This is a genomic window from Streptomyces sp. NBC_00316, from assembly GCF_036158715.1.
GTDB lineage: Bacteria > Actinomycetota > Actinomycetes > Streptomycetales > Streptomycetaceae > Streptomyces.
In genome coordinates this window covers 958158-984859 of record NZ_CP108023.1, presented here as the reverse complement: position 1 = coordinate 984859, position 26702 = coordinate 958158, and the positions used below count along the sequence as shown (strand labels likewise).

Annotated in this window: 24 protein-coding genes, 1 pseudogene and 1 riboswitch; of the genes and pseudogenes, 15 read left to right on the top strand and 10 right to left on the bottom strand. The window is 71.1% G+C overall.

Features of this window, described 5'->3' with window-relative positions; genetic code table 11:
* Position 1: 1 nt before the first annotated feature.
* The 3 genes from OG878_RS04530 to OG878_RS04520 all read left to right on the top strand — a co-directional run bounded on the left by OG878_RS04530 (position 2) and on the right by OG878_RS04520 (position 3181).
* Entirely contained in the window at positions 2 to 1255 is a 1254-nt protein-coding gene (locus OG878_RS04530; RefSeq protein WP_328885540.1) for an extracellular solute-binding protein, read from the top strand.
* Positions 1256 to 1457: 202 nt separating this feature from the next.
* The gene (locus tag OG878_RS04525; protein ID WP_328885539.1) at positions 1458 to 2336 is read left to right on the top strand and encodes a GNAT family N-acetyltransferase; all 879 of its coding nucleotides are present in this window, start codon (positions 1458 to 1460) and stop codon (positions 2334 to 2336) included.
* Positions 2333 to 3181, top strand: coding sequence for a lysophospholipid acyltransferase family protein (locus tag OG878_RS04520; RefSeq protein WP_328885538.1), 849 nt, complete (start codon positions 2333 to 2335; stop codon positions 3179 to 3181). Before OG878_RS04525 ends, OG878_RS04520 begins: the two co-directional genes overlap by 4 nt.
* Here the strand turns inward: OG878_RS04520 and egtD are convergent.
* Genes egtD through egtA form a run of 4 tightly spaced genes read right to left on the bottom strand, consistent with a single transcriptional unit; the run spans position 3124 to position 7521 of the window.
* Positions 3124 to 4086 carry an L-histidine N(alpha)-methyltransferase gene (gene egtD, locus OG878_RS04515; protein WP_328885537.1) on the bottom strand — a complete coding sequence of 321 codons (963 nt, stop codon included), beginning with the start codon at positions 4084 to 4086 and terminating at the stop codon, positions 3124 to 3126. The genes OG878_RS04520 and egtD overlap by 58 nt on opposite strands.
* A complete protein-coding gene (gene egtC, locus OG878_RS04510; RefSeq protein WP_328885536.1) occupies positions 4083 to 4838 on the bottom strand; it encodes an ergothioneine biosynthesis protein EgtC in 756 nt (251 codons plus the stop codon). Before egtC ends, egtD begins: the two co-directional genes overlap by 4 nt.
* The gene (gene egtB / locus OG878_RS04505; protein WP_328885535.1) at positions 4838 to 6190 is read right to left on the bottom strand and encodes an ergothioneine biosynthesis protein EgtB; all 1353 of its coding nucleotides are present in this window, start codon (positions 6188 to 6190) and stop codon (positions 4838 to 4840) included. Before egtB ends, egtC begins: the two co-directional genes overlap by 1 nt.
* Positions 6187 to 7521: an ergothioneine biosynthesis glutamate--cysteine ligase EgtA gene (egtA, locus tag OG878_RS04500; RefSeq protein WP_328885534.1), complete on the bottom strand. Its 1335-nt coding sequence runs from the start codon at positions 7519 to 7521 to the stop codon at positions 6187 to 6189. Before egtA ends, egtB begins: the two co-directional genes overlap by 4 nt.
* Positions 7522 to 7671: 150 nt before the next feature.
* Here egtA and OG878_RS04495 point away from each other — a divergent pair.
* Positions 7672 to 8503 (top strand): annotated as a pseudogene (locus OG878_RS04495) (TIGR02452 family protein).
* A gap of 269 nt (positions 8504 to 8772) precedes the next feature.
* Here the strand turns inward: OG878_RS04495 and OG878_RS04490 are convergent.
* The 3 genes from OG878_RS04490 to OG878_RS04480 form a co-directional block, all read right to left on the bottom strand.
* Positions 8773 to 9258, bottom strand: coding sequence for a type II toxin-antitoxin system PemK/MazF family toxin (locus tag OG878_RS04490; RefSeq protein WP_328885533.1), 486 nt, complete (start codon positions 9256 to 9258; stop codon positions 8773 to 8775).
* Between the two features lie 176 nt (positions 9259 to 9434).
* Positions 9435 to 10979: a flotillin family protein gene (locus OG878_RS04485; protein ID WP_328885532.1), complete on the bottom strand. Its 1545-nt coding sequence runs from the start codon at positions 10977 to 10979 to the stop codon at positions 9435 to 9437.
* A gap of 159 nt (positions 10980 to 11138) precedes the next feature.
* Entirely contained in the window at positions 11139 to 11357 is a 219-nt protein-coding gene (locus OG878_RS04480; protein ID WP_328885531.1) for a hypothetical protein, read from the bottom strand.
* A gap of 49 nt (positions 11358 to 11406) precedes the next feature.
* On the opposite strand from OG878_RS04480, the gene OG878_RS04475 reads away from it, so the two are divergent.
* From OG878_RS04475 to OG878_RS04465, 3 genes are all read left to right on the top strand, one after another.
* Positions 11407 to 12429 carry a LacI family DNA-binding transcriptional regulator gene (locus tag OG878_RS04475; protein WP_328885530.1) on the top strand — a complete coding sequence of 341 codons (1023 nt, stop codon included), beginning with the start codon at positions 11407 to 11409 and terminating at the stop codon, positions 12427 to 12429.
* An 82-nt stretch (positions 12430 to 12511) separates the two neighbouring features.
* Complete coding sequence (locus OG878_RS04470) at positions 12512 to 12862, top strand: hypothetical protein (protein ID WP_328885529.1); 351 nt, start codon at positions 12512 to 12514, stop codon at positions 12860 to 12862.
* 291 nt (positions 12863 to 13153) lie between these two features.
* Positions 13154 to 14590 carry an aldehyde dehydrogenase family protein gene (locus OG878_RS04465; protein WP_328885528.1) on the top strand — a complete coding sequence of 479 codons (1437 nt, stop codon included), beginning with the start codon at positions 13154 to 13156 and terminating at the stop codon, positions 14588 to 14590.
* Between the two features lie 72 nt (positions 14591 to 14662).
* Here OG878_RS04465 and trxA read toward each other — a convergent pair whose 3' ends face one another.
* Positions 14663 to 15055, bottom strand: coding sequence for a thioredoxin (trxA, locus tag OG878_RS04460; RefSeq protein WP_328885527.1), 393 nt, complete (start codon positions 15053 to 15055; stop codon positions 14663 to 14665).
* Between the two features lie 114 nt (positions 15056 to 15169).
* On the opposite strand from trxA, the gene OG878_RS04455 reads away from it, so the two are divergent.
* The 3 genes from OG878_RS04455 to OG878_RS04445 all read left to right on the top strand — a co-directional run bounded on the left by OG878_RS04455 (position 15170) and on the right by OG878_RS04445 (position 18390).
* On the top strand, positions 15170 to 16615 hold the full coding sequence (locus OG878_RS04455; protein ID WP_328885526.1) for a dihydrolipoyl dehydrogenase family protein: 1446 nt from the start codon (positions 15170 to 15172) through the stop codon (positions 16613 to 16615).
* Positions 16616 to 16921: 306 nt separating this feature from the next.
* Complete coding sequence (locus OG878_RS04450; RefSeq protein ID WP_328885525.1) at positions 16922 to 17470, top strand: precorrin-3B C(17)-methyltransferase; 549 nt, start codon at positions 16922 to 16924, stop codon at positions 17468 to 17470.
* 263 nt (positions 17471 to 17733) lie between these two features.
* Positions 17734 to 18390 carry a response regulator transcription factor gene (locus tag OG878_RS04445; RefSeq protein ID WP_328891128.1) on the top strand — a complete coding sequence of 219 codons (657 nt, stop codon included), beginning with the start codon at positions 17734 to 17736 and terminating at the stop codon, positions 18388 to 18390.
* Between the two features lie 256 nt (positions 18391 to 18646).
* Here the strand turns inward: OG878_RS04445 and OG878_RS04440 are convergent, their stop codons facing one another.
* Positions 18647 to 20008, bottom strand: a complete 1362-nt coding sequence (locus tag OG878_RS04440; RefSeq protein WP_328885524.1) for a VanZ family protein — start codon at positions 20006 to 20008, stop codon at positions 18647 to 18649.
* A 285-nt stretch (positions 20009 to 20293) separates the two neighbouring features.
* Here OG878_RS04440 and OG878_RS04435 point away from each other — a divergent pair, with 285 nt between their 5' ends.
* The 3 genes from OG878_RS04435 (at position 20294) to OG878_RS04425 (ending at position 24567) form a co-directional block, all read left to right on the top strand.
* Positions 20294 to 21502 carry a sensor histidine kinase gene (locus OG878_RS04435; RefSeq protein WP_328885523.1) on the top strand — a complete coding sequence of 403 codons (1209 nt, stop codon included), beginning with the start codon at positions 20294 to 20296 and terminating at the stop codon, positions 21500 to 21502.
* Between the two features lie 233 nt (positions 21503 to 21735).
* Entirely contained in the window at positions 21736 to 24081 is a 2346-nt protein-coding gene (locus OG878_RS04430) for a molybdopterin cofactor-binding domain-containing protein (RefSeq protein WP_328885522.1), read from the top strand.
* A 9-nt stretch (positions 24082 to 24090) separates the two neighbouring features.
* On the top strand, positions 24091 to 24567 hold the full coding sequence (locus OG878_RS04425) for a (2Fe-2S)-binding protein (protein WP_328885521.1): 477 nt from the start codon (positions 24091 to 24093) through the stop codon (positions 24565 to 24567).
* A gap of 252 nt (positions 24568 to 24819) precedes the next feature.
* On the opposite strand, the gene OG878_RS04420 is transcribed toward OG878_RS04425, so the two are convergent.
* Entirely contained in the window at positions 24820 to 25389 is a 570-nt protein-coding gene (locus tag OG878_RS04420) for a histidine phosphatase family protein (RefSeq protein ID WP_328885520.1), read from the bottom strand.
* Between the two features lie 126 nt (positions 25390 to 25515).
* Positions 25516 to 25664, top strand: a riboswitch (adenosylcobalamin (AdoCbl) riboswitch).
* 3 nt (positions 25665 to 25667) lie between these two features.
* Here OG878_RS04420 and OG878_RS04415 point away from each other — a divergent pair.
* Both OG878_RS04415 and OG878_RS04410 read left to right on the top strand, forming a co-directional pair.
* Positions 25668 to 25886: a CbtB domain-containing protein gene (locus OG878_RS04415; protein WP_328885519.1), complete on the top strand. Its 219-nt coding sequence runs from the start codon at positions 25668 to 25670 to the stop codon at positions 25884 to 25886.
* Positions 25887 to 25914: 28 nt separating this feature from the next.
* Positions 25915 to 26688, top strand: coding sequence for a CbtA family protein (locus OG878_RS04410; protein ID WP_328885518.1), 774 nt, complete (start codon positions 25915 to 25917; stop codon positions 26686 to 26688).
* Positions 26689 to 26702 lie beyond the last annotated feature (14 nt).

The following is a 26702-nucleotide window of genomic DNA, read 5'->3' as shown; positions in this document are numbered from 1 at the left end:
TGTGAAGAACCGTGTACTCATCGGCGCCATAGCGCTCGTCTCCACCCTCGCGCTGGGTGGCTGCGGCTATCTCCCGGGCGCAGGCGGCGGCGACAGGACGGTCACGATCTGGCTGATGAAGGACAGTGTGTCCGCCGATTTCCTGGACCGTTTCACGGCGTCGTACGAAGAGGAACACCCCTCGGTCGAACTGGAGTTCAAGATCCAGAGCTGGAGTGGCATCGGGCCCAAGGTCACCGCTGCCCTCAAGGGCGAGGACACCCCGGACGTCATCGAGGTCGGAAACACGCAGGTCGCCCAGTACGCGGAGAGCGGTGGGCTGCGTGATCTGACCCTCGAGTCGATGCGTGACCTGGGCAGCGAGGACTGGCTCCCCGGCCTCGCCGACCCGGGCAGCATCGAGGGCATCCAGTACGGCATCCCCTGGTACGCGGCCAACCGTGTGGTGATCTACAACAAGGAACTCTTCGAGAAGGCGGGCATCAAGACCCCGCCGAAGACCCGGGACGAGTGGATCGAGGACAGCCGGCTGCTCAATCAGGACGGCAACCAGGGCATGTACCTCGCAGGCCAGAACTGGTACGTCCTGGCCGGGTTCATCTGGGACGAGGGCGGCAACCTGGCCGACGACAAGGGCGGCGAATGGGAGGGCGGCCTCGCCACGCCCGCCGCTCTGCGCGGCATGGACTTCTACAAGGAACTCCAGTCGTACGGCAACGGCCCCAAGGACGCCGACGAGGAAAAGCCCCCGCAGACCGATGTGTTCGCGAAGGGCGACGTCGCGCAGATCATCTCCGTGCCGGGCAGTGCCAAGCTCATCGAGCAGAAGAACCCCGAACTCAAGGGGAAGCTCGGCTACTTCCCGATCCCCGGCAAGACCGCGAAGCACCCCGGTTCCGTGTTCACCGGCGGGTCCGATCTGATCGTTCCGGACAAGGCGGATCAGCGCAGCGCCGGAATCGACGTGATCAAGGCGCTGGCCGGCGAGAAGTGGCAGGCGGACCTCGCCAGGACCATGAGCTACGTGCCGAACAAGCCGAGCCTCGCGCACGTCATCGAGGGCCAGGAAGGCACCGCCGCGATGGCCCAGGGTGCCAGGCGCGGCCGTGCCACCCCCAACTCTCCGCAGTGGGCGGCGGTCGAGGCCACCAACCCGATCAAGCCGTACATGACCGCCGTCCTGCAGGGCGGAGACCCGCAGGAGGAGGCCAAGGCCGCCTCGGAACGGATCACCGCCGAGCTCGCGGGCAGCTGAGGCGGAGGGGCCGGCCTCCCGTGCCGGGCGGGGTGTCCTGTCCGCAACCGGACAGGACACCCCGGGATTCAGCCGTCGCACATCCAGGCTCTCCGCAGCGGTCATGTCGAATCCAGCCGGTCACGGAAGAAGTAAGGGGCCGGGCCGCCGCAGCAGCGTCAGCCCGGCAGCCGCCCTTGCCGATCCGTCCCCGGAGTCCGTCATGAACGCGCTGCCCACCCCACCGCTCGTCACCGGCCCGCCCACCGCCACCCCCTTCGTGCCGGAGCAGCCCACCGGGCCGCAGCCCGCCCCGGCACCGTCCGACGCCCCCGCCGCGCACTACCGGGTCTCCCTCGCCGTCACCCAGGAAGACGTGCGCGCCGCCCAGCGGCTGCGCCACCAGGTCTTCGCCGGTGAGCTCGGCGCCCGGCTCGACGGACCCGAACCGGGTCTGGACAGCGACGCCTTCGACGCATACTGCGACCACCTGCTGGTACGCGAGGTGGCGACCGGCGACGTCATCGCCACCTACCGCCTCCTGCCGCCCGACCGGGCCCGGATCGCCGGCCGTCTCTACGCCGAGACCGAGTTCGATCTCGGCCGGCTCGGCCCGATCCGCGACGACCTGATCGAGGTCGGCCGCTCCTGCGTCCACCCGGCCCACCGGGACGGAGCCGTCATCGCCCTCGTCTGGGCCGGCCTCGCCCGCTACATGGAGCGCAGCGGGCACAACTGGCTGGCCGGCTGCTGCTCGATCCCCCTGGCCGACGGCGGCGTGCTGGCCGCCGATTCCTGGGACACGGTACGGACCAGGTACCTGGCGCCCGAGGACTACTGGGTCACCCCGCACCGCCTCTGGCAGCCCACCGCCGCCACCCGACCCGTCGCGGTGGGCGCCGAAGCGCGAACCACCGCGCGTACCGGGCTCGCCGGCCTCCCGCCGCTCCTCCGCGGCTATCTGCGCCTCGGCGCCTGGGTCTGCGGGGCACCCGCGTACGACCCCGACTTCAACGTCGCCGACCTCTACGTCCTGCTGTCACTGCGCCGCACCGACCCACGCTATCTGCGCCACTTCCTGTCCCTCGCCCCGCTGACATGAGCGTCTGGCTGCCCACCGCACCCTGCACCCCGCGCACCTGCGCCGGCCACACCGGTCCCGTACGCGGCCGGCTCCCCGCCACCGCTCTCCTGCTCGCCGGATGCAGCCTCGTCCTGGCCGGCGTGGTGTGTGTCCCGGTGGTGATGCTGCTCGGCCGTGCGCCACGGGACCGGCTGATCCGGTGGTGGGCGTACGGGGTGGTGCGGGCCTTCGGCGTACGGGTGCGGGTCACCGGCCGGCCGCAGTCGCCGGAGGGGGCGGCGCACACCGGCACGCTGGTGGTCGCGAACCACGTCTCGTGGCTGGACATCCCGCTCGTCGCCGCCGTCCTCCCCGGCCGGATGCTGGCCAAGAGCGAGATCCGGCGCTGGCCCGTAGTCGGTCCGCTCGCCGCCCTCGGCGGCACCCTGTTCGTCGAACGCGACCGGCTGCGGGCGCTGCCCACGACCGTGCGCGACATCGCGGGGGCGCTGCGCGGCGGGTCGCGGGTCGTGGTGTTCCCCGAAGGAAGCACCTGGTGCGGGCGCGGACCCGGCGGCCGCTTCCGCCCCGCCGTGTTCCAGGCCGCGATCGACACGGAGGCCGAGGTCCGTCCGGTACGCATCGCCTACCGCACCGCGCGGACGGACGGACAGGCCGCCGGCGCCGCCGCGTTCGTCGGTGACGACCCGCTCGCCGCCTCGCTGTGGCGTGTCGTCACGGCGGCCGGGCTGACCGCCGAGATCGGCGTCCTGCCGCCGATCCCCGCGGGCACGCTGCCCGGCCGCCGTGCGCTCGCCCGCGCCGCTCAGACCGCCGTGGCCAGCGACAGCGCGAACCGGTCGGCGGAATCCGTCCACCACTGAGACAGCCTCAGCCCGGCCACGGCGAGTTCACCGCGGATCCCCTCCTCGCGGAACTTCGCCGACACCTCCGTACGCAACTCCTCGCCGGCCTCGAACGGCACCACCAGATCCAGCCCGGGGATTTTCACGGTCAGTGCTCTGCGGGCCCGCAGCCGCATCTCGATCCACTCGTGGTGCGGTTCCCACAGCGCCACATGGTCGAAGGCGTCCGGGTCGAAGTCCGCACCCAACTCCCGGTCGACGACGGTCAGTACGTTCTTGTTGAACGCCGCCGTCACGCCTGCCGCATCGTCGTACGCCGCGACCAGCACCTTCTCGTCCTTCACCAGATCCGTGCCGAGCAGCAGGGTGTCGCCGGGCGACAGCAGTGACCGTACGGACTTCAGGAACACCGCCCGCTCGTCCGGCAGCAGATTGCCGATCGTGCCGCCGAGGAACGCGACCAGATGGGGTCCTGGTGTGTCCGGCAGCGACAGCCCGCCGGTGAAGTCGGCGATCAGAGCGTGCACCGAGAGATCCGGCCGCTCCTTGAGCAGCGTCTCGGCGGCGCCGCGCAGCGCGCTCTCGCTCACGTCCACCGGTACGTAGCTGTGCAGCCCGGGGAGCGCGTCCAGCAGATGCCGGGTCTTCTCCGACGAGCCGGAACCCAGCTCGATCAGGGTCCGTGCCCCGGAAGCCGAGGCGATCTCCGGCGCGCGGGCGAGCAGGATCTCGCGCTCGGCGCGGGTCGGGTAGTACTCGGGGAGGCGGGTGATCTCCTCGAACAGCTCGCTGCCGTGCGCGTCGTAGAACCATTTGGGAGGCAGCGTCTTCGGGTGCCGAGTCAGACCGTGCAGCACATCGGCGCGCAGCGCCGCGTCCGTCGCGTCCGCCGGCAGGGTGCGGGTCAGCAGAAAGGGACTCACTGGGTGGGCTCCTTGAGCGGGGTGAGCAGGACTTCGGCGCGGGTCGCGACCAGCAGGGTGCGGTCGGGGACCTCGCGCCAGTGCGGATCGTCGTCGTACGGCTCCGAGGCAGCGACGACGCGGAGCCCTGGCTCGGCGAGATACCACAGGGTGTCTCCCCAGGCCGTCGCCACGATCCTCGCGCCGTCGGTGAGCAGCAGATTCAGCCGTGAGCCGGGCGCCGCCCCCGCGACGTCGGACACGGTGTCGGCGACAGCCTGCGGCAGGTCGTCGCCCTGCGCCACCCGGTGCTGCACCAGCGCCCAGACCAGGGCCGAGTCGCAGCGCGCCGCAAGGGTGAGGAGCTCGGCCGGGGGCAGCGTGGCGGCGAGCGGCGCCAGGGACCCCGGCCAGCCCTTCACCGCGCCGTTGTGGCTGAACAGCAGTCGCCCCGCGGCGAACGGCGCGGCCGCCGCCTCACCGTCCGAGTCCCTCTCGGTGGCGTCCCGGACGGCGGCGAGCAGCGCCGGGCTCCGTACCACTCGGGCCAGATCGGCGAACGACTCGTCGGCCCAGACGGGACCCTGGCGCCGGTAACGCCCCGGCACCGGGTCGCCGTCCGCGTACCATCCAACGCCGAAACCATCCGCGTTGACCGTGCCGTACTTCTGCCGCCGGGGTTCCCAGGACTGGCGGACCAAGGCGTGAGGGGGCAGGGTCAGCAGCTCCCCGAGTGCCACGGGTGGTCCCAGATAGGCGATATGGCGGCACATCAGGCATCCCTCGCGGTACGGGCATCCCTCGCGGTACGGAATCCGGAGAAGATCTGCCGGCGCACCGGAAGATCCCAGTTGCGGAACGTGCCCCGGCACGCCACGGCGTCCACGGCGAACGAACCGCCGCGCAGCACCTTGTGGGCGGGCCCGAAGAAGACCTCCGAGTACTCGCGGTAAGGGAAGGGCGCGAAGCCCGGATACGGGAGGAAGTCGCTCGCCGTCCACTCCCACACGTCGCCGATCAGCTGCCGCACACCGAGCGGGGACTGCCCGGCCGGGTACGCCCCGGCGGGGGCGGGCCGCAGGTGGCGCTGCCCCAGGTTGGCCCGTTCCGGGGACGGGTCGTCGTCGCCCCACGGATAGCGCCGCGAACGTCCCGCGGACGCATCGTGACGCGCCGCCTTCTCCCACTCGGCCTCGGTGGGCAGCCTGCGTCCCGCCCAACGGGCGTACGCGTCCGCCTCGTACCAGCTCACATGGAGCACCGGCTCGTCCGCGGGCACCGGCTCGGTCACCCCGAAGCGGCGGCGCAGCCACTGGCCGCCGTCCCGGTGCCAGAACAGCGGGGCGGTCAGCTCGTGCTCACGGACCATCGCCCAGCCCTCCGCCGCCCACCAGCGCCGCTCGGTGTAGCCGCCGTCCTCGATGAACCGCTGGTACGCGCCGCAGGTGACCGGGACCGTGTCGATGTGGAATGCCGGTACCTCGCGCGCATGGGCGGGGCGTTCGTTGTCGAGCGCCCACGGTTCGGTCGACGTGCCCATGGTGAACGGTCCGCCGGGCACCAGGACCTCGGCGGGCAGTCCCGCCGCGTCGGTGGGCCGGGGCGGCTCCGGGGAGGTGAGGACGGCCGGGCCCGATCTCAGCTGGTGGGTGATCAGCATCGTCTCGTCGTGCTGCTGTTCATGCTGGGCGATCATCCCGAAGGCGAAGCCGGACTCCACGAGCGGACGGTCGCCGAGCAGCGCGGTGTTCTCCAGGACGTCCAGCGCCCGGCCGCGTACCTCCGCGGCGTACGAGCGGGCCTCGGCGGGCGGCAGCAGCGGAAGGGAGGGGCGGCTGGCCCGCGGATGCTCGAAGGCGTCGTACAGCCCGTCGATCTCGGGGCGCATCGCCTCCCGCCCGGCCACGCCGCGCAGCAGCCACAGCTCCTCCTGGTTGCCGATGTGCGCGAGATCCCAGACCAGGGGCGACATCAAGGGCGAGTGCTGTGCGGTCAGTTCACGGTCGTCGACACTGTCGGTGAGGAGAGTGGTGCGTTCCCGGGCGGTGAGAAGCGCCGCGAGAGCGCGCTTCCGGAGCGCTTCGGTATCCGGTTCAGGCGTCGGGGACGCGGGGGAGCTGGTCATGAGCGTGCCTTCTTTCCCTCTTCCGTGCGGAACGCCGCAGGCGTCGCCTGCGCCGAGGGCATCGCGAGCAGCGCGGGCAGATCGTCGGCCGGACATCGGCCGCGGGCGACGAAACGGTCGTGAAAGCCCGACACCGCCCGCTGGACCGCTTCGGACGCGCCCAGCCGGGGCAGCGCATCCAGGGCGACCTCGAAGCAGGTCAGGGCCGTCGCCCGCAGTTCGGGATCGGCCAGGCCGTCACGGGCTGCGCCGACCCACAGCGGGTTGCGCGGAGCGGACAGCGGGCCCGCCGTCTCGGCCAGCGGTTTGACGGTGCGGTACACGGTCTCGGCGGCCTCCGGGTCGTCGAGCAGCGCGGTGGTGACGGCTAGCGGGACGATCCATCCGTCGTCGCCGAACTGCGCGTCGATCATGCGCAGTTCGAGATGCCCGCGCGGGCGGACGGGTGGGAAGAGCGTGGTGATGTGGTATTCGAGATCGGCGCGCAGCGGTGGACGCGGGGCACCCGTGCGGATCCAGTCGCGGAAGGTCAGACCGTGCGGCACGGCCCACGGCGCCTCGTCGCTCCGGATGCACATCACCGGGGTTTCGAGGACATGCGCCGCCCAGCCGTCGCGCGGAGCGAGACGTCCGGACGGTGCCAGGGCCCGTATCGGATCCAGGTCGGCCCACAGCGACTGGCGAGTGGACCGCCACCCCGTCGGCCGGCCTTGCCGGTACGGCGAGTTGGCGAACGCCGCTACCAGCACCGCACCCAGCAGATGCGTCAGTTGCCAGCGCCGCCCGTATCCGAGCGGCCCCGGCTCCTCCTCTCCGGCGTCCAGACAGACCTGGACGGAAGCGGTGGAGCACATCATGGCGCGACCCGCCGGTCCGGAACGGTCCAGCGAGGCCTCCAGGGCGTCATAACGGGGCTCGTGCAGCAGACGGCGCGGGGGATGCCACGGATCGACGCCCAGACCGACCGGCGCGAGGTCCAGCCGGCCGAGCGCCGTGCGCACGGCGGCCAGGTCGGTGGACATGGTGTCGATGCACGCCATCAGGGAGTCGGCGGGGAGCGAACTGAGCTCCAGCTGTCCGCCGGGCTCGAAGGTGAGTGCCGCGCTCAGGGGCAGCGCACGCAGTGCGGCGATGGCCGCATCGAGACGGTGCGGGGGAACGGGGGTCCACGGCCGTTCGCGGTCGTGAATCAGCCATTCGAGCTCGACGCCGACGGCCCGGGGCGGGCCGGTCTTGAAACATATGCATCGCAGTAAATCCTCCGCCTCGCCCTCACCGAGGGGACGGTCGTACGCGGTCGGACCGTGGTTGACGGGTGCGTCCGGTGACATTCCGGGGCCTCCTTCTTCGGTACGTCCGTACCACCCAAACCCTTGCATGTGATTCGCACAAGGGTGCCCTTGTGCGAAAGGGAAATCCGGTTGCGCGGGGGTCGCAGGAGCGTTGACCATGCCCCGTATGCATGACACGGGGGAGTACCGATGAGCGCACGTCTGCGCGCCATCGCCGCAGAGACCGAGTCCATCGTCGAAGCCGGGCTCTACCTCACGCCCGAGGGGCGCGAGGTCAATATTGGGCGCGCCATGGCCGCCGCGCTCTCCGGGACGCGGGTGTACGGGCCCGATCCGGTGCCCGTCGCCTCAGTCGACACCGACCGGACCACGGCTTTCCAGGTGACCGGCGAGAGCAGCCTGGAGGCGGCACGCCGGATGACCGGCGAAGGGCCCGGCAGGATCGCCGTCCTGAACTACGCCTCCGCCCGTAACCCCGGGGGCGGCTACCTCAACGGCGCGCAGGCCCAGGAGGAGGCCCTGTGCCGCTGCTCCGCGCTGTACACCACCCTGCTGCGTGCCCCCGAACCACCGGGCCGAACGCGGCGCCTTCTACTCCGACCGGGTGATCCACTCACCTGGTGTGCCGGTGTTCCGCGACGACCGGGGGCGGCTGCTGGAGACGCCGTACACCGTCGGTTTCCTCACCTCGCCCGCGCCCAACGCCGGAGTGATCCGCAGCCGGACGCCCGAGGAGGCCCACCGCATCCCCACGGCGCTCGCGTCCCGCGCCGAGCGGGTACTGGAGGTCGCGACCGTGCGCGGATACCGGAGGCTGGTGCTGGGCGCCTGGGGCTGCGGTGTGTTCATGAACGATCCGGCGCAGGTGGCCGGCGCGTTCCGGGCGCTGCTGGCCGACGGGGGCCGGTTCGCCGGCCACTTCGAGCAGATCGTCTTCGGCATCCTCGACCGCAGCCGCGCATCGGCCACCCGGGACGCTTTCGCCGATACGTTCGCGGACGTGCTGCAGCCACGACGGTGACGCTGGGCCGATGGGGTGAGGCCTCACCGGCAGAGTGAATTCCCGTCAGCATGCGTGGCGGGAAGAGGAGAACCCACCGTGACCGAGCGGAGCGGGTCATCCATGCGAAGGTGACGCCGGACCCGTCGTAGAGGGTCCCCCTTCATGAGGCCGTTGGGCCACTGGGGTGGACACCGACTGTGACGACGACGTTGGGCCGATGGGGTCAATGCCGGCCGTCACGGCCGGTGGGGCGCCCGGTCCGTCCGGGCCGCCCGCGCCTGCGGGGATCATGCCCAGCCGTAGCGCTCCCGCAGCCGTCCGGCGACCAGATCGAACCGGTCCCGGTCCAGCGCGCACGCCTCACGGCGCATCCCGTCCTCGTGCACCCGCAGCACCCGGTCGAGATCGACCCAGGACTGCCGGCCCGAGCTGTCCCACGGCCCGGCGCCGAGGGCCACCCACTCGCGGTCCCGGTCGTGCTGCTTACTGGAGAGCTGCACCGCGAGCAGCGTGCCCGCCGCCTCCCGGGCCACCACCAGTACCGGGCGGTCCTTGCCGCGCCCGTCGTTCTCCTCGAACGGCACCCAGGTCCAGACGATCTCGCCCGGGTCGGGATCGCCGTCGCGGTCGGGGGCGTACGTGGTGCGGACCGGGCCCACATCGTGGGGGTCGGCCTCGGCGGTGGCGGTCGGGCCGGTGCGGCCGGGGAACTCGGCCGCGGTGCCGGTGCCGGTCGTGTGCGAAATGCCGGTGGTGCGATGAGGGATCGTCATCCGGACACCGTAGAACCTCTACGTCCACTTTCTCGGAGCGGGTCCGCCGAACATGCAGCATTCCGGAAGAATCCGGCAGGGGACCCGGGTACGCGGCCCGGCCGGACAACATGCAGCGGTGGCCGGTTCCCGCCCGTCACCGACGGACGGGAACCGGCCACCGCGGCCGCGTCTCGTCAGGTGGCTGCGCCGTCCTCCTGATCGCCTGTCACCGCAATGTGCTGCTTGAGCGGTGACGGCGGAACAGCGGGCGCGACACCGTTGGCCGGCGACGCGGTCTTCGCCGTCGCCCCCCTGCCACCACCGTTGCTCCTGCCGTCGTCCTGGCCCATCGTGGCCAGCAGCTGGCGGGCCAGACCCAGCCCCGTACCGCCCATCGTCAGCGCCTTCGCGAACATCTCCGACAGGCCGTCGGCACCGTTCAGCAGGACCATGTGGTCGACGCTGCTGAAGGCACCCGCGCCCGCCTGGACGATCTCCGGCCACCTCTCCGCCAACTGCTGGGCGACGACGGCCTCCTGGTTCTCCGCCAGCGCCGCGGCCCGTGCCTTGATCGCCTCGGCCTCGGCCAGCCCCTTGGCGCGCGTCGACTCGGCCAGCGCGAGTCCCTTGGCCTGCGCCGCCGCTGCTTCGGCCTCACCGGTGGCCCGCGTCGCCGACGCGGCGGCGGCGCCGCGCGCCTTGGTCGCCTCGGCCTCGGCGATCGCCGCTGTCTTCACCCGGTTGGCCTCGGCGAAGGCGGCGAGCTCCGTCTCCTTCGCATGCGCCTCGGCGGCCGAGATCCGGGCGTCGCGTTCACCCTCCGCCAGCGTGCGCTTCTCGTACGCCTGGGCATCCGCGGGCTTCCGTACGTCCGCCTGCAGCTGCTGCTCGCGGCGCTGTGCCTCCAACTCGGCGACCCGGGTCTCCTGGACCACGACCTCCTGCCGGGCCGCAGCGTCCGCGAGCGGGCCCGCCTGCCGGGACTTGGCCGCGGCCTTGTCCCGCTCGGCCTGGTAGCCGGCCTGCAGGATCTCGCTGTCGCGGGTCGCCTCCGACATCCGGGCGGCGGCCTGCTGTTCGGCCTCGGTGGCCCGCCGGTTGGCCTCGGCCTGCGCTATCCGGGCATCGCGCTGGACGGCGGCGGCGTGCGGCATGGCGAGATTCTTGATGTACCCGGTCGGATCCTCGATCTCATGGATCTGCAGCGAGTCGACGATCAGCCCGAGCTTCTCCATCTCGGTGCCGCATGCCGCCCGGGTCTGGCCGGTGAGCTTCTCCCGGTCGCGGATCATGTCCTCGACGGTCAATCCGCCCACGATGGACCGGAGATGGCCGGCGAACACGTTGTGCACCCGCTCCGACATCATCTTCTGCTGGTCGAGGAAGCGGCGGGCCGCATTGGCGATCGACACGAAGTCGTCGCCCACCTTGAAGATGACGACGCCCCGCACCCGCAGGGGAATCCCCTGGTGCGTGACGCAATCCACGGACAGTTCCGTCTCGTTGAGGTCCAGCGACATCTTCCGTACCGCTTGCACACCGGGCAGTACGAGCGTGCCGTGCCCGGTGACGATACGGAACCCCATGCCCTGCCCGAGACCCTCGGTCTTGTGCTTGGAACCGGAGATGACCAGTGCCTCGTTCGGCTCGGCCACTCGCCACATCAGCTTGAACAGGCCGATCAACACAATGATGGCGGCGAGAACCAGTCCCGCCGTGACGCCGATGACCATCGGCATGCGCCCCCTTATCGCAGTGCCCCGCCGGCACTGCTGAACAGAGGGAGTCTTCTCCTGTGCGCGACGGCGGAGAAGAGGCATGCAGAACCTTGCCGCATTCTTGACCGGTGCGCTCCCGACGCCCGTGCGGCACATACCACGGCCGTCCTGCTGGGCTCCTCAACCGTCGTACGCACGCGCCACGTACACCGTGCGCGGGGGCAGATACTCGATCACCGTCACCACCGTCCCCGGCTCCATGCGCTCCTTCGGCGAGGACGGGTAGGCGAGGAAGTGCTCGGCACCCCCACGGATCCGCACGATCACCTCGCCGACCAGCCCCGGCCCCACCGTTCCGGTCACCCGGCCGAGCAGTCCCACCATCGACGAGTCGTCCATGCCCCGGAGCGTACCCATGCAGGACCGGTCTGGAAGACTGCCCGACGCCATGAGCCAGTTACCCAAGCAGCCCTCCGCAGGCGCCGTCCCGACGAGCGCCGACGTGGCGCGACTCGCCGGAGTCTCACGGGCCACCGTGTCGTACGTCCTGAACAACAACTCGACCGTGCGGATCAGCGATTCCACCCGCCGACGGGTCAGGGAAGCAGCGGGAGAGCTCGGCTACGTTCCGCACGCGGCGGCCCGGACCCTGCGCGCCGGCCACACCCGTATGGTGCTGCTGCCCACAACGAACCACGCGGCCGGACCGGTCCACCACCACATCCTCCGGGAACTCGAGTCCGGACTGCGCCGCCTCGACTACACGGTGGTGCAGCACGGCAGTCCCGGCACGTGCGCCGACGAAGACGCCCGCGCCTGGGCCGAACTCCGCCCCGTCGCCGTGGTCGCGCCGGTCGGGATCGTCCCCACCGCGCAGGGCATAGCCATGCTCCGGCGTGCCGGGGCCAAGGCGGTGATCACCCTCGGTCCGCAGCCGGTCGACGGCGCCCACGCCCTGGTGATGGACCAGCGGGAGGTCGGCAGCTGTGCCACCACGCATCTGCTGGAACGCGGGTGGCGCCGGATCGGCGTGATCATGCCCGAGGAGCCGGGCTTCGCTGCGTTCGCCGAACCCCGGCTCGCCGGGGCCAGGCGAGCCGCGGCCGGTGCCGGTGCGTGTATCGAACCGCTGCCGCTGCGCTACGAGGAGGAGTCGGCCGCCGCTCTCGCCCTGCGGTGGCGCACGCTCGGGCTCGATGCCGTGTTCGCGTACAACGACGACTACGCGATGCTCCTGATGCGAGCTCTGCAGGATGCGGGGATCGAGGTGCCGCGCGAGACGGCCGTGATCGGAGCCGACGATCTGATGCTGGGCAGACTGCTGCGGCCGCGGCTGAGCAGCGTGCGGATGGAGCTGGTGACGGCGCAGCCGCCCGCCGATCTCGTCGACCGACTGGTGCAGCACGCGGGAACCGAGCCCGAGCGCCACGACCTGCTGAGGGCACGGGCGATCCCCCGCGAGTCCGGCTGAGCCGACGGCGGCGCCACCGCGATCCGCCACCGCAACACGGCAGCGCGGCAACGTGCACGCCGAGCGTCGCTTGCCTAGCGTCATGACCATGAACTATCCGCAGAGTTACGAGATCCTGCTCGTCCCCGGATTCACCGACGCCACGGCCGAACCGGCGAACGCCGCCGAGCAGGCCGCACGCACGGAGCAGCCCGGACGTGGTGAGAGGACCGAGGACGCCGGCGACGCACCCGCCTCCGTCGGAGCGATCCGATCGGCCGTCGTGGAGGCCACCGGCGAGACAGGGGCATCGGGCTATCCCCGGTACGCCGGGGAAGGGATGGTGGCGGACATCGATCCGGTGACACGCACGGTGGAGGCCCTGCTGATCGACGGTGCCGAACTGGACTACGGACTCTCGGTCAGGGTCGCGGAGCGGAAGGCCGAGAGCTGAGGCGTCGTGTGGGCAACTGCCTCACGCTCAAACGCTGTTGGCAAGAAGGCCCGTCCGTGGAGCCGGCACCGGACGTCGCACGCAAAAGCGAGCAGCAGTTCGATCAATCGCCTTTTCGGCGGGTGGCGCGTGGCTACGATGTTGCACGTTCAACCGGGCGAGATCACGTTCGTTCGCCGAACGCGGCTCGCACGGCTGCGCCGGATCGCGTAGTCCCGCGAGGCCGCGGCCGCACACCCCGCGCCCCACCGCATCGGACCACCCCTCGAACCGATCGACTGGAGAGCTCCCATGTCCCTGCTCGACCCCAAAACCTGGCAGTCCCGCACACTCGCGGGAGGCGAGTCGGACGTCGTCGAGCCCGCCACCGGCGAGGTGCTCGGACGCGTCACCCTCGCCGCGGCCGAGGACATCACGGCGGCCGCCACATCCGCGGCCGGCGCCCAGGCCGCCTGGTCCCGCGCCCCGCACTTCGTCCGCGCCGCAGTTCTGCGCCGGGCGGGCGACCTGTTCACCGCCCACGCCGACGAACTGCGCGACTGGCTCGTACGGGAGTCGGGCTCGATCCCCGGCAAGGCCGACTTCGAGCTCCATGTCGCCGCCCAGGAGTGCTACGAGGCCGCTGCGCTCGCCTCCCGGCCGGCCGGTGACGTACTGCCCAGCGAGGACAAGCGCCTGTCCTACACCCGGCGCGTCCCGGTCGGCGTCGTCGGAGTGATCGCCCCGTTCAACGCACCGCTGATCCTGTCCATCCGGTCCGTCGCTCCCGCACTCGCCCTCGGCAACGCGGTCCTGCTCAAGCCCGACCCGCGCACCGCGGTCTGCGGCGGGCTCGCGCTGGCGGCGGTCTTCGCCGAGGCCGGACTCGAAGCGGACCTGCTGCACGTGCTGCCCGGCGGCGCCGAGGCCGGGCAGACGCTGGTCGCGGAACCGCGGGTCCCGGTCATCTCCTTCACCGGCTCCACCGCAGCGGGCCGAGCCGTCGGCGAGGCCGCGGGACGGCTCCTCAAGCGCGTTCACCTGGAGCTCGGCGGCAACTCCGCCCTCGTGGTCCTGGCGGACGCCGACCTGGAGGGCGCGGTGTCCCAGGCGAGCTGGGGCTCGTTCTTCCACCAGGGCCAGATCTGCATGACGACGGGCCGCCACCTCGTGCACGCCTCGCTGCACGACGAATACGTCGAACGGCTCGCAGCCAAGGCGGACGCGCTGGCGGTCGGCGACCCGTACCGTGAGCAGGTCCACCTCGGTCCGATCATCGACCGCGGCCAGCTCGGCAAGATCCATCGCCTGGTGGAGTCGAGCACCGCGCGCGGCGCGAAGCTCGCCGCCGGCGGCACCCACCGTGAGCTGTTCTACCGGCCCACCGTCCTCACCCACGTGGACGACCACACGCCCGCCTACGCGGACGAGGTCTTCGGCCCGGTCGCCCCCGTACGCTCCTTCGAGACCCTGGACGAGGCCGCGGCGCTGGCCGCCGACAGCCCGTACGGACTCTCCCTCGGCATCATCACCCGCGACACCGCTCTCGGCCTGGAACTGGCGGACCGGATCCCGACCGGCATCGCCCACATCAACGACCAGACCGTGAACGACGAGGCGGTCGCCCCCTTCGGCGGCATCGCCGCATCCGGCACCGGGGCGCGCTTCGGGGGCGAGGCGAACCTGGAGGCCTTCACCGACCTGCGCTGGACGACCGTACGCCGCGAGCCGGCCGGCCACCCCTTCTAGGACTGCTCTTCGACGCCTGAAGGGTCCGGCCGATCCGGCCGGACCCTTCAGGCGCTCAGGTGCGCGCGCCGCCTACTGCTGTGCGGCCTGCTGCTCGCCCTGGCCCTTCTTCTGATCCTCGATGGACTTGCGCACCTCGTCCATGTCCAGCTTCCGGGCCTGCCCGATGACGTCCTCCAGCGCCGCCTCCGGCAATGCTCCGGGCTGGGCGAACACCGCGACGTTGTCCCGGACGATCATCAGCGTCGGAATGGAGCGGATCTCGAAGGCCGCCGCCAGTTCCTGCTGCGCCTCCGTGTCGACCTTGGCGAACACCAGGTCGCCGTGGCGCTCCGACGCAGCGTCGTAGACCGGCGCGAACTGCCGGCACGGGCCGCACCAGGAAGCCCAGAAGTCGATCAGGACGAAGTCGTTCTCACTGACGACCTGATCGAAGTTTTCCTTGGTGAGCTCCACAGTGCTCATGCGCCTCTACCTCTTCCTGTGCCCGTTCGGACGTGTTCCGCTCAACGGTGCCTTGTCGTGCACTATTCCGCCTGCCCCTGTGGCCCGCGCCCACACACGCGTCAGACTGTTCCCATGACTGAAGCTGATGCTGTGCAGAACGCCGTGTACGACGTCGTGGTGATCGGCGCGGGGCCGGTGGGGGAGAACGTCGCGGACCGGACCCGTGCCGCCGGGCTGAGCACCGCGGTCGTCGAGGTGGAACTGATCGGCGGCGAGTGCTCGTACTGGGCGTGCATGCCCAGCAAGGCCCTGCTGCGTCCGGTCGTCGCCCGCGCCGACGCACGCAAGGTTCCCGGCCTCAGCGCAGCCGTGCAGGGCCCGCTGGACACCGCAGCGGTCCTCGCCCACCGCGACGCGAAGGCCTCGCACTGGAAGGACGACGGACAGGTCGCCTGGCTCGACGGCATCGGCGCGGACATCTATCGGGGCCAGGGCCGGCTGACCGGCGCGAAGCAGGTCTCCGTCACCACCCCCGACGGCACCGAGCACCGGCTCACCGCGCGGCACGCCGTCGCCGTGTGTACCGGCAGCCGCGCCGTGGTTCCCGACCTGCCCGGAGTTGCCGACGCCCGCCCCTGGACCAGCCGCGAGGCGACCAGCGCGAAGGAGGTGCCCGGCCGCCTGGTGGTCGTCGGCGGTGGTGTGGTCGGCGTGGAGATGGCCACCGTCTGGCAGGCGCTCGGCGCCCAGGTCACGATGCTGGTCCGGGGCAAGGGCCTGCTGCCGAAGATGGAGCCGTTCGCGGGTGAGCTGGTCGCCGAGGCGCTGACCGAGGCAGGGGCCGAGATCCGTACCGGCGTCTCGGCCACCTCGGTCACCCGCACGGCCCCGGACGGTCCGGTCACCGTCGAGCTGGGCGACGGTGAGCGCATCGAGGCCGACGAGATCCTTTTCGCCACCGGCCGCGCCCCGCGCACCGGTGACATCGGCCTGGAATCCGTGGACCTGAAGCCCGGCTCGTGGCTCCAGGTCGACGACAGCTGCCGTGTCGAGGGCACCACCTGGCTCTACGCCGTCGGCGACGTCAACCACCGGGCGCTCCTCACCCATCAGGGCAAGTACCAGGCACGCATCGCGGGCGCCGCGATCGCCGCGCGCGCCGCGGGTGTACCGCTGCTGGAGACCGGCCGATGGGGCGCCCACACCGCCACCGCCGACCATGCGGCCGTCCCCCAGGTCGTCTTCACCGACCCGGAGGCCGCATCCGTCGGCCTCACCCTCGCCGAGGCGGAGCAGGCCGGGCACCGGGTACGCGCCGTCGACTACGACCTCGCCGCGGTCGCGGGCTCCGGCCTGTACGCGGACGACTACCGCGGCCGCGCACGTATGGTCGTCGACCTCGACCGGGAGATCCTGCTCGGCGTCACCTTCGTCGGGCCGGGCATCGGCGAACTGCTGCACTCGGCGACGGTCGCGGTCGCAGGCGAGGTCCCCATTGACCGGCTCTGGCATGCGGTCCCCGCCTACCCCACCATCAGCGAGATCTGGCTGCGGTTGCTGGAGACGTACCGCGGTTAGGGCGCGGGTTTCGTCCCGCTCTCCCTCGGCCTGCCGGCGCGGGCGCCTGTTCGGTCACCTCCCGTCGCGCAGGGGACGGATCGCCGGGACAACGGCACGCGGCCAAGTGCCCGGGCATTTATGCGCCGGGCCGGGAGCGCAGGCGTGGGTGGAATCGGAGCCCCCGGTCAACCCTCGGGCGGAGCAGCGGAATGCGCGCCCGAGCCACCTCAACTCATCTGATCGTCCGCGCCCCGAGCGGAGTGCAGCGCCGTCCCCACCTGCAGCCGGTGAAAGCGGAAGCCATGGACCTGGCATGATCGGGTCATGACATGGATGCGCCCCCGGCTCGTTGCCGTCCTGCCTCTGGCCCTGCTCGCTGTCCTGACGGCCGGGTGCGCCGATCCGGCGGCCGGTCCCCGCGCGGGCGGCCCGGCGGCCTCCTCGGCCGCACCGAAGGGCTACTGTCCGCTTCCCGAGGAGCGGCGGGCGACACCGTCCCCCTGCATCACGTTCGACTGGAACGCGCGGGTGGCGGAGAACCACGGGTACCGAGAGCAGTTGCCGATCACCGCGGCGCAGAAGGAAGAGGCCGCACCCACGGCGAAGAAGCTGGCCACAGCCTTGGCGAAGCTGGCGGACACCGGGACCACGAAGGACGGTCTCCGCTCCGCGGCCGCCGTCGCTCTCGGGCTGCGCCCGGAGCAGGTCGAGATGCGCGGAGACGACTTCGCCCCCCTCCGCGATGCACTCGTGGGCGGTGGCGCGGGCCGGGTGTGCGTCAACGGCACGGTCGACAATGCGGGTCACGCCGACGCGGAGGTCGTCGGTCGCACGGTCGAGGGGACCTGTCTGCCGGGCCTGGGCGGACACTGACGCACGCCACGGCCCGAACAACACCGACCGTCTCTGCGGCGCCGCTTTCACATCGCCGCCCTCGGGTGGCCGGCGTGACGGGTGCCTGCGACCTGCCCCGGGCCGAGGGCCTCCTCGCCGTCGTCCACGTACAGCCCGGACGGGCCGAGGAGCACGTCTCGGCTTCCGCGCGCTCCACTGCCGAAGAGCTGGAGCTCACGGCCGCTTCACACCGCCTCCGCATACTGGACGACGGGGGGCGGCTGACGGGAAAGGGGCACAGCGTGCGCGTGCTGGTCGTGGAGGACGAGGACATGCTTGCGGACGCGATGGCCGAGGGCCTGCGGCAGGAGGCGTTCGCGGTCGATGTCGTCCACGACGGCGAGGCCGCATTGGACCGGCTGGCGCTCAACGAGTACGACGTGATGGTCCTCGACCGGGACCTGCCGAAGCTGCACGGCGACGAAGTGTGCCGACGGACAGTGGCCTCGCGGGCGGATGTACGCATTCTGATGCTGACCGTGTCGACGACGGTGGCAGAGCGCGTGGCGGGCCTGAGCATCGGGGCCGATGACTATCTGGCGAAGCCGTTCGCGTTCGTGGAGCTCGTGGCGCGCATACGGGCATTGGGGCGCCGGGTGCGGCCGGCGGCTCCACCGGTGCTGGAGCGTGCCGGTATCCGGCTGGACCCGCACCTGCGCGAGACCTACCGGGACGGACGGTACGTGGCCCTGTCACGCAAGGAGTTCGCGGTGCTGGAGGAGCTGCTGCGCGCGCAGGGCGGACCGGTGTCGGCGGAGGCGCTGCTGGAGCGGGTGTGGGACGAGAACATCGACCCGTTCACAACGATCGTGCGGGTGACGATGCGGGGGCTGCGCCGCAAGCTGGGCGAGCCGGCGGTCGTGGAGACCGTCACAGGAGTCGGCTATCGCATTCGCTGAGCATCGGTACCCGGTCCGGCGATGACGCCGGACCGCACCGGCGGGCACGCGGAGCCGGAGGCGGAGTCCGGCTCCTGATCGCGACACCGGCCGGTTCGGTCCCACCGACGCCGCGGATCGGCATGCGTGGAACGCTCCTGCCGGCAGAAGCAGTAGGGCGCGCGGTCGTGACGTGTGCCCTGAGCGGCTGCCGGCGCCTTTCCGCGGCGCCGTCGTGAACGCGGCCGGCACCACCGGGTGCGTTTCGCCCGCCTCTTCACCGACCGCAGGTGCCGGCCTTCAGCTGCTTCTGCGGACAGTCCGCAGGGAGGGCGGGGCGGGCGACAGGAGCAGTGGCGGACAGCCGGACGCCCCGCAGGCGGCCGGCACCGTTGAGTGTCACGCGGAGCGATGCCAGGGCGGGCATCCGGTCGTCCCGGTAGGCATAGGTGACCGTCCACGTCTCCTCGGGCTGGTCCTCCGGCCGGTCCGCCCGTGCGCCTGCCGTCACCGCGGCAGGGTAGTGGGAAGCCACGTACCGGTCCGCGACACGCCGGGCGGCGGCGGGGTCGTGCACCGGTCCGGCGGCGCCCGGTACGGGGTATCCGGTCGGCGGATGCCCGAACGACTGATGCACCTGCACATCGATGTCGATGCTGTCCCGGTCCGGCCAGGCCATGTGGACCATCCCAGCCGGTTCCAGTTCGGCCCATACACTCTGATCCACGCCGTCCAAGCCGTACGGAGTCACGTCCGAAGTGTGTTTGACGCGGAATCCGCTCCCCAATGCCTGCCGGACCACTGTGCCGACGGCCGCCCACTGCTCGGCAGATGCGGTCCTGGTCCCTTCCGCGTGGTCGACGACACGGACCCCGGCAGTGGTCGCCACGATGCATGCGACCGCCGAGAACCCCGCACCGGCCACGGCCGACATCGAGCGGCGCCGCACACCCCAGGGCGGCAGCCGCCTCCGCGAGAAGCGGACGGAGAGCACCCCGACGCCGACTCCCACCACCGCACCCGCGACATTGGTGAGCAAGTCGCTCGTGTCGCAGTAGCGGCCGATGGCGGGAACCGCGGCCTGGACGCTCTCGATCCCGGACGAGAGCACGACGGACAGCAGCAGGGGCGGAACCGGGCGCCGGGCCGCGCGCAGGCCGAACAGGCCGATCGGAACGAAGAGGGCAAAGTTCATCCGCCCCTGGGCCGTCCCCATGGGCTCCCACACGTCCTTGTTGACCACGCACATTCCCGAGCTGCCGCCGGGCCTGATCCAGAGCGTCAGGAACAGCGCGGCCGTGGTGAAGGCCGCCCAGGCCGCGTAGTCCCAGGGCCGGTCGGTACGTCGGCGAAGGAGAAGAGCGACGACCGCGTACACCGCCGCCGAGGCGAGGCCGACGAGGAGGAGATACATGAGGTGTCGCCCGAAGACGAGACTGAACAAGGCGTGGCCTTTCAAGAGCGCGTAGTGGTTCGTGAGGAGGCGGCGGCCGTTCGGTGGTGCACGGACGCGGCCGCCTTCCGTCGCCGTGGGGACGGAAGGCGGGCCTGTGGTGCACCGCCTGTGCAGGTCCCGGCCCCACGTCTGCTGGTATCCGAGCAGGGCCACGGTGAGCAGGCGGTGAGCGGTATCCCTCACGCCCGCCTCACATCGCAGTCGCATACTGAAGAGCGGGGGAACCGAATGGACGAGCGAAGGCGGGCAAAAAGTGCGCCCACTGGTGATTGCGGACGTGAATCCGCCGGTCGGGACCGTGCGTGAAGGGCTCCGGCAGGAGACGTTTGCCATCGGCCCGGTCCATGACGGGAAGGCGTGCGGGGCACGGCTGCCGCGTGCCGCGTACGGCGTGTCCGGCTCCGGCAGGCGAGAGCGGGGTGCGCCGGCACCGATCCCGACCGTCACCGGCGCCGGGATCCGTGTCGCATGAGGTTCCCCACTCGGTGGATCGCCGCCCGGCGCGGAAGCCTGCGGCTTCGGCTCACCGCCGTTTTCGGCCTGCTGTTCTTCCTCGCGGCGGCCGTGGTGCTGGCGGCCACTCTGCTCCTGGTCCACCGCTACCGGGAGCACCACACCTCAGGGCCCTACATGAAGTTCGATCCGTCGCTGACGGTGCAGCAGTGGCAGGAAGAGGAGGCCCGGGCACGGGCGGCCTACGCCGCCGAATTCGGGGAGCAGGACGCACGTAACGACGTGCTGTGGATGCTGAAGTGGGGTTCGCTGGTCGTCGTGGGTGTGGGTGTCACTGCCACCGGGGCCGGCTGGCTGGCGGCAGGGAAGCTGCTGCAGCCGCTCACCCGGATCAGCAACACGGCCGAGCGGGTCGCCGGGCGCACCCTGCACCAGCGGATCGCCCTGAATGCCCCGCCCGGTGAGGTCAAGGCCCTCGCGGACTCCTTCGACCGGATGCTGGAGCGGCTGGACGCGTCCTTCGCCGGACAGGGCCGGTTCATCGCCAATGCCGCCCACGAACTCAAGACACCTCTGGTCATCAACCGCACTCTGGTCGAGGTGGCCATGAACCGTCGCGGCGCGCCGGCGCAGATGCGTGATCTGGGTGAGAACCTGCTTGCGGTCAACGTCCGCCATGAGCGGCTCGTCGACGCCCTGCTGACCCTCGCCCGCTCCGAGAACGGTGAGGTGGCACGGCTTCCCGCCGACCTCGGCGCGGCGGCGGCCACGGTCCTCGAAGCCACCGCCCCGGCGGCCGGGGAGGCCGGAGTGACACTCCACGCGGATCTGCACCCCGCACCGATGGAGGGGGATCCGGTGCTGCTCGAACAACTCGCCCGCAACCTCGTCGACAACGCCGTCCGCTACAACGTCCCCGGCGGCACGGTCCGTGTGTGGACCGGTACGGTCGCTGAAGGCGTCCGGCTGACCGTCGCCAACACCGGCCCCGTCATCGCCGGCCACGAAGTGCACGTCCTGTTCCAGCCCTTCCGCAGACTGACGGAGCGCGTGGGCTCCGCCCGGGGAAGCGGCCTCGGTCTGTCCATCGTCCAGGCCGTCGCCCGCGCGCACGGCGGCGACGCCGATGCCGAGGCCCACCCGGACGGCGGCCTGACCGTCACGGTCACCCTGCCGGTCACAGCGCAGACCGCCCCCGACCGCCGGGTGGAAAGCGGTCGGTGAAGGCCTCGCGGCCGGCGCTCGACCGGCAGCCGGAACTGCCCATTCCCGTGCAGACTCACGGCTCCCTGTGGAGAGGTGGTGGCTGAGGACGCCCGGGCATGGCGCAAGCGGGACAGTGCCTGGTACAAGTACCCCTCGCCCGGTCGAGCTCCGAGGCGCCTTGCCGGTGGCTGCCGGCGGGAAGGCGCGTGAGCCGGAGGGCGCCGGAACGTCGTTCGTCGAGGGGACAGTTGATGGGTGCGCACCTGCGTCCGAAGCGGCACGGAGCCGGAATCGAAGGCGAGCCGGGGGAGGTCACTCGCCGACGGTTTCTGGGGTACGTGGTGGCGGCCTCCACGCTGACCGTGGCCGCGCAGATCGGTGAGGAGATCGTGGCCCCGGCGGAGGCGGCCGCGGCGGTGCCGTCGCTGCCCGGGCCCGCCGAGATCTACGACCTCAACGACATGCTGACCCACGCGGCGCTGCCGACGTCGAATCTGATCACCATCCGGCTGGACAGCGACGGTACGGCCACCTTCGCCCTGCCCCGGGCAGAAGTGGGACAGGGCATCACCACGTCGAGTGCGATGCTGATCGCGGAGGAGCTGGACCTGCCCCTGGACAGGATCAGGGTGACGCTGGCGGACGCCCGGCCGGAGTTGCTGTTCAACCAGCTCACCGGCGGGTCGAACACCACCATCTCCACGTACACACCGATCCGGGTGGCGGCCGCCATCGCGCGCGGCAGGCTTCTGGAGGCCGCCGCCCTCGAGCTGGGGGAGGTGATCGGCACCCTGACCGCCAAGGCTGGGGTCATCACCTCCGCGGCCGGAAGGAGCGTGACGTACGGCGAGCTGGCCGCGAAGGCGGCGAGTGTGTCCACCGCCCAGGTCTCCGTCGCGCTGAAGGAGCCGTCCGAGTTCAAGGTGATCGGCGTGGGGCACGGGCGCGTCGATGCACGGGACGCCGTCACCGGCCGCAAGAAGTTCGCCATGGACCTGCACGTGCCGGACGCGCTGCCGACGATGGTGTGCCGCCCACCGACGATCAACGGAACCGTCCGCTCGGTGGAGAACCTGGACGAGGTCCGTGCCATGCCGGGCATCACCGATGCCGTACGGATCTCCACCGGCATAGCGGTACGAGGCCGCACGTTCGGCCAGTGCATCGACGCGGTCCGGGCCCTGAAGGTCACCTGGGGTCCCGGGAGCGTCGATGACACCAGCGACGCCACTGTCCTGCAGGATCTGCGGCGCGCGGAACTCCCGCTCGTCGTACCGCCGTTGGATCTCCTGACCAAAGCCGTGGACGCCCGTTTCACCTTCCGCTTCGCCAGCAACAGCGCGCTGGAGACGAACTGCGCGATCGCCGACGTGCGCAAGGACTCGGCCGAGATCTGGGCCAGCCTGAAGTCGCCCATCGTCGCCCAGGAGCAGATAGCCCTTCAGCTCGGCCTCCCGCGGGCCGCCGTCACGGTCCATGTCACCGAGGGCGGCGGATCCTTCGGCCGCAAGCTCTTCCACGACGCCGCACGCGAGGCCGCCGAGACATCGAAGGCCATGGGCAAGCCCGTGAAACTCATGTGGCACCGCACCGACGACTTCCGTCAGGGGCGCACGCACCCGATGGCCACGTCCCGGGTCCGGGCCACCTACGCACTCGGTGAAGTCCTCACGTACGAGCAGCGCCACACCTCGGTGGCCACCGACTTCGGACACGGCCTGGGCGAGATCATCACTTCCGAGGCCGCTCAACTTCCCGTCGCCGACCTCACGTTCTCCGAGACGATCTTCGCGCTCACCCAGCAGAGCCCGTACCACTTCGGCGTCACGACCCAGCTGCTCAGCGAGACGCACAAGGGCTTCAACACCGGCTCGATGCGCAACATCTACTCGCCCAACGTCCGTTGCGCACAGGAACTCGTGGTGGACGAGCTGGCGAAACGGATGGGCAAGAACCCGTACACGTTCCGTCGTCAGTACCTGAAGGAGGAGCGGGCCCGCGCCGTTCTCGACAAGGTCGCCGAAGTGGGCAAGTGGGGCCGCGCGATGCCCTCGGGCACCGCCCAGGGCATCGCGATCCACCCCGAGTACCACGCGTTCGTCGCCGTCCTCGCGGAGATCGACTGCCGCCCGCAGACGACCGGACGCACGATCCGCGACGCCTACACCGGACCGCGTGTCACCAAGGTCGTCTGCGCCGTCGACGTCGGCCTCGCCGTCAACCCCCGCGGTCTGCAGGCCCAGATGATGGGTGGGATCTCCGACGGCATCGCCCTCACCCTCAGTTCCGGGCTGCACCTTCAGAACGGCCATTTCCAGGAGGGGAGCTGGGACAACTACTTCTACACCCGGCAGTGGAACGTGCCGCCCGAGCTGGAGATCATCGTCATGCCACCGACCGCGGGAAAGCCCGGAGGCGCCGGAGAACTCGCCGTCGCCGGTGCCATGGCTGCCGTCGCCTGTGCCTATGGCCGGGCCACCGGCACGATGCCCACGACCTTCCCCCTCAACCACGGCGAACCGCTCGGCTTCGAGCCGCTGCCCACCACGCCGCCGATCCCGGCCTCGCCCACCGACGGACTGAGCCGCGCCTACTAGGAGCCGACCGTGCCCGAACACACCTTCATTCTCAACGGCAAGGCCGTCACCGTGGACATCGAGGACGACGTACGGCTCCTGTGGGTGCTCCGGGACGTCCTGGGCGTCACGGGCCCCAAATACGGCTGTGGACTCGGCGTGTGCCAGGCCTGTACGAGTCACATCAACGGCAAGGCTTTCAATCCCTGTTCGGTCCCCGTCAAGGACATCAAGGCGGACGACGAGATCACCACGATCGAGGGGCTGCCCGCCACGGTCGGAAAGGACCTGCACCCCATGCAGGAGGCATGGCTGGAGCACGATGTCGCACAGTGCGGGTACTGCCAGCCCGGTCAGATCATGGCGGCCGTCGCCAAGGTCGAGCAGGCCAGAGCGGCCGGCCGTGAGATCGGGGAGGCGGACCTCGACGAGATCCGCAACATCTGCCGCTGCGGAACGTACAACCGCATCAGGGAAGCGATCGTCGCGGGCGCCGCGAAGTTCTAGCTGCACCGGCCGCAGGTGAGCCACCGCGAGGGCGACACGCACCGCTTCGGGTCGCACACCATGCAGTCAGTCCGCCCCCGGGGAGGCGTTTCCCGCTTCCCCGGGGGCGGCCGGTGGGCGGATCGAGGCGCTCGCGCCGACCCCGCGAGGCTGTGAGCCTCCCTCGGCCGGCGCAACGACGTTTCTCGCCGTGCGATGTGCGGTTCACGGCCGGACGCGCCCACGGCATGCGGCTCCTCGCCGGCCGGGCAGTCAACTGCCGGCACTCAGCGGCCGGCCACACCGCAGATTCCACCGTCCGGACCGGCCGCTGAGCTCCGTCAATGTCAACGGGGGGACATCCAGCCGCCAGAACGCCGGCACCGGCAGGTCCAGCGCATGCACGAGCACGGCCCGGGCCACCGTGGGCTCGACCACGGCGAGTACGCGCCCACCTCCGGCGGCATCCCGAAGCGTCGAGTCCAGCCAGTCGCCGGCCCGCGCGCACAGCTCCAGCAGTGACTCGCCGCCGTGCGGAGCGGCCGACGGATCGGACAGCCACGCGGACACCGCCTCCGGCTCGTTCCCGCTCACCTCCGCCAGTCGTCGCCCGCCCCAGCGGCCCATGTCCCAGCCGCGCAGGGCCGGTTCGGGCTCGGCCCGCAGCCCCAGCGCCCCGGCGGTCCCCGCGCACCGCTCGGACGGTCCGTGCAGCATGCGGTCGGCGGCAGGCACCGTATGGGCGGCGGCCTGCGCCTGGCGGACGCCGGACGTGTCGAGACGCGCGTCACCGTCGAAACGGACCTCGCGCAGCGCCGCGTTGAGCGCCGGTGAGATCAACATCACCCTTACCGTCGACACCGAAGTCAACTCCCTGAACTGTGGCCTCTTGGGTAAGCACACCATGGCATCCAGGGCTGAGGGCACGTGGATGGCGCCATGGCGGCGGGGTACGCGGAGGCGGTATGGTCGCGACGAACATGACGACGGTGTGATGGAAGTCCGGTGAGAATCCGGCACGGTCGCGCCACTGTGAACCCGCATCTGTGCGGGAAGTCAGACCCGGCACTGTCGTCTCAGGCACCACGATCGGGACGCGTGTTCCCCCAGGAGGTTCTGCCATGGCACAGACTGCTGCCCCCCCCACGGGCGTATCACCCGCCATCACCCCCATCTCGCTGAAGGCCATTGCCCCGTGGGCGGTCTTCGTCGGCCTGCTCATGCTGGTCCTGCTGTACTTCGTGGGCGCCGAACAGGGCGCCACCGCGGTCATCTCCGGCGAGGGCGTCCACGAATGGGTCCACGACGGGCGCCACCTGCTCGGTTTCCCCTGCCACTGACACACTGCGCAAGCCAGGGGAACCCCTCATGAACTCCATATCCGTCAGAGCCCTGCTCATCCGCGGCATGCTCGCCGGCCTCGTCGCCGGTGTGCTCGCCCTTGTCGTCGCCTACTTCCTGGGAGAGTCGCGGGTCGACGCGGCGATCGCACTCGAAGAGGCTCACAGTCACGACCACGGCGGCGGCGAGGAACTCGTCAGCCGCACCATGCAGTCCACGGCGGGCCTCGCCACCGGTGTCCTCGTCTTCGGTGTGGCGATCGGCGGCATTGCCGCGCTCGTCTTCTGCTACGCCCTGGGCCGCATCGGCAGGTTCGGCCCACGGGCCACGGCCGCACTGATCGCGCTCGGCGCCCTGCTGACCGTGTACGTCGTGCCGTTCCTCAAGTACCCGGCCAATCCGCCGGCGGTCGGCAACCCCGACACGATCGGGCAACGCACCGCCCTGTTCTTCCTGATGGTCGCACTCAGCGTGCTCCTCGCCGTCGCCGCGGTCATCCTCGGCAAGCGGCTGGCTCCCCGGCTGGGCAACTGGAACGCGACGATTGCCGCAGCCGTCGGTTACGTCGTCGTCATCGGATGCGCGTACGCCTTTCTGCCCTCGTTCAACGAGGTCGGCAAGGACTTCCCGGCCGCTCTGCTGTGGGAGTTCCGTCTCGCCACCCTCGCCGTTCAGGCCACGCTCTGGACCACGTTCGGCCTGGTCTTCGGCTATCTGACCGAACGGCTGCTGGTGCCGGCACCGGACACGGTCGTGGCAGGGGGCGGCACGGCCTCCCGCACGGCCGACGCGGTCGGCTGACCTGCCGAACACCG

Bases quoted from the DNA above. Each gene is read 5' to 3' on its own strand.
- OG878_RS04525 (WP_328885539.1), top strand. From the start codon at position 1,458: ATGAACGCGCTGCCCACCCCACCGCTCGTCACCGGCCCGCCCACCGCC.
- OG878_RS04520 (WP_328885538.1), top strand. From the start codon at position 2,333: ATGAGCGTCTGGCTGCCCACCGCACCCTGCACCCCGCGCACCTGCGCC.
- egtC (WP_328885536.1), bottom strand. From the start codon at position 4,838: ATGTGCCGCCATATCGCCTATCTGGGACCACCCGTGGCACTCGGGGAG.
- egtB (WP_328885535.1), bottom strand. From the start codon at position 6,190: ATGACCAGCTCCCCCGCGTCCCCGACGCCTGAACCGGATACCGAAGCG.
- egtA (WP_328885534.1), bottom strand. From the start codon at position 7,521: ATGTCACCGGACGCACCCGTCAACCACGGTCCGACCGCGTACGACCGT.
- OG878_RS04490 (WP_328885533.1), bottom strand. From the start codon at position 9,258: ATGACGATCCCTCATCGCACCACCGGCATTTCGCACACGACCGGCACC.
- OG878_RS04485 (WP_328885532.1), bottom strand. From the start codon at position 10,979: ATGCCGATGGTCATCGGCGTCACGGCGGGACTGGTTCTCGCCGCCATC.
- OG878_RS04480 (WP_328885531.1), bottom strand. From the start codon at position 11,357: ATGGACGACTCGTCGATGGTGGGACTGCTCGGCCGGGTGACCGGAACG.
- OG878_RS04475 (WP_328885530.1), top strand. From the start codon at position 11,407: ATGAGCCAGTTACCCAAGCAGCCCTCCGCAGGCGCCGTCCCGACGAGC.
- OG878_RS04470 (WP_328885529.1), top strand. From the start codon at position 12,512: ATGACCATGAACTATCCGCAGAGTTACGAGATCCTGCTCGTCCCCGGA.
- OG878_RS04465 (WP_328885528.1), top strand. From the start codon at position 13,154: ATGTCCCTGCTCGACCCCAAAACCTGGCAGTCCCGCACACTCGCGGGA.
- trxA (WP_328885527.1), bottom strand. From the start codon at position 15,055: ATGAGCACTGTGGAGCTCACCAAGGAAAACTTCGATCAGGTCGTCAGT.
- OG878_RS04455 (WP_328885526.1), top strand. From the start codon at position 15,170: ATGACTGAAGCTGATGCTGTGCAGAACGCCGTGTACGACGTCGTGGTG.
- OG878_RS04450 (WP_328885525.1), top strand. From the start codon at position 16,922: ATGACATGGATGCGCCCCCGGCTCGTTGCCGTCCTGCCTCTGGCCCTG.
- OG878_RS04435 (WP_328885523.1), top strand. From the start codon at position 20,294: ATGAGGTTCCCCACTCGGTGGATCGCCGCCCGGCGCGGAAGCCTGCGG.
- OG878_RS04430 (WP_328885522.1), top strand. From the start codon at position 21,736: ATGGGTGCGCACCTGCGTCCGAAGCGGCACGGAGCCGGAATCGAAGGC.
- OG878_RS04420 (WP_328885520.1), bottom strand. From the start codon at position 25,389: ATGTTGATCTCACCGGCGCTCAACGCGGCGCTGCGCGAGGTCCGTTTC.
- OG878_RS04415 (WP_328885519.1), top strand. From the start codon at position 25,668: ATGGCACAGACTGCTGCCCCCCCCACGGGCGTATCACCCGCCATCACC.
- OG878_RS04410 (WP_328885518.1), top strand. From the start codon at position 25,915: ATGAACTCCATATCCGTCAGAGCCCTGCTCATCCGCGGCATGCTCGCC.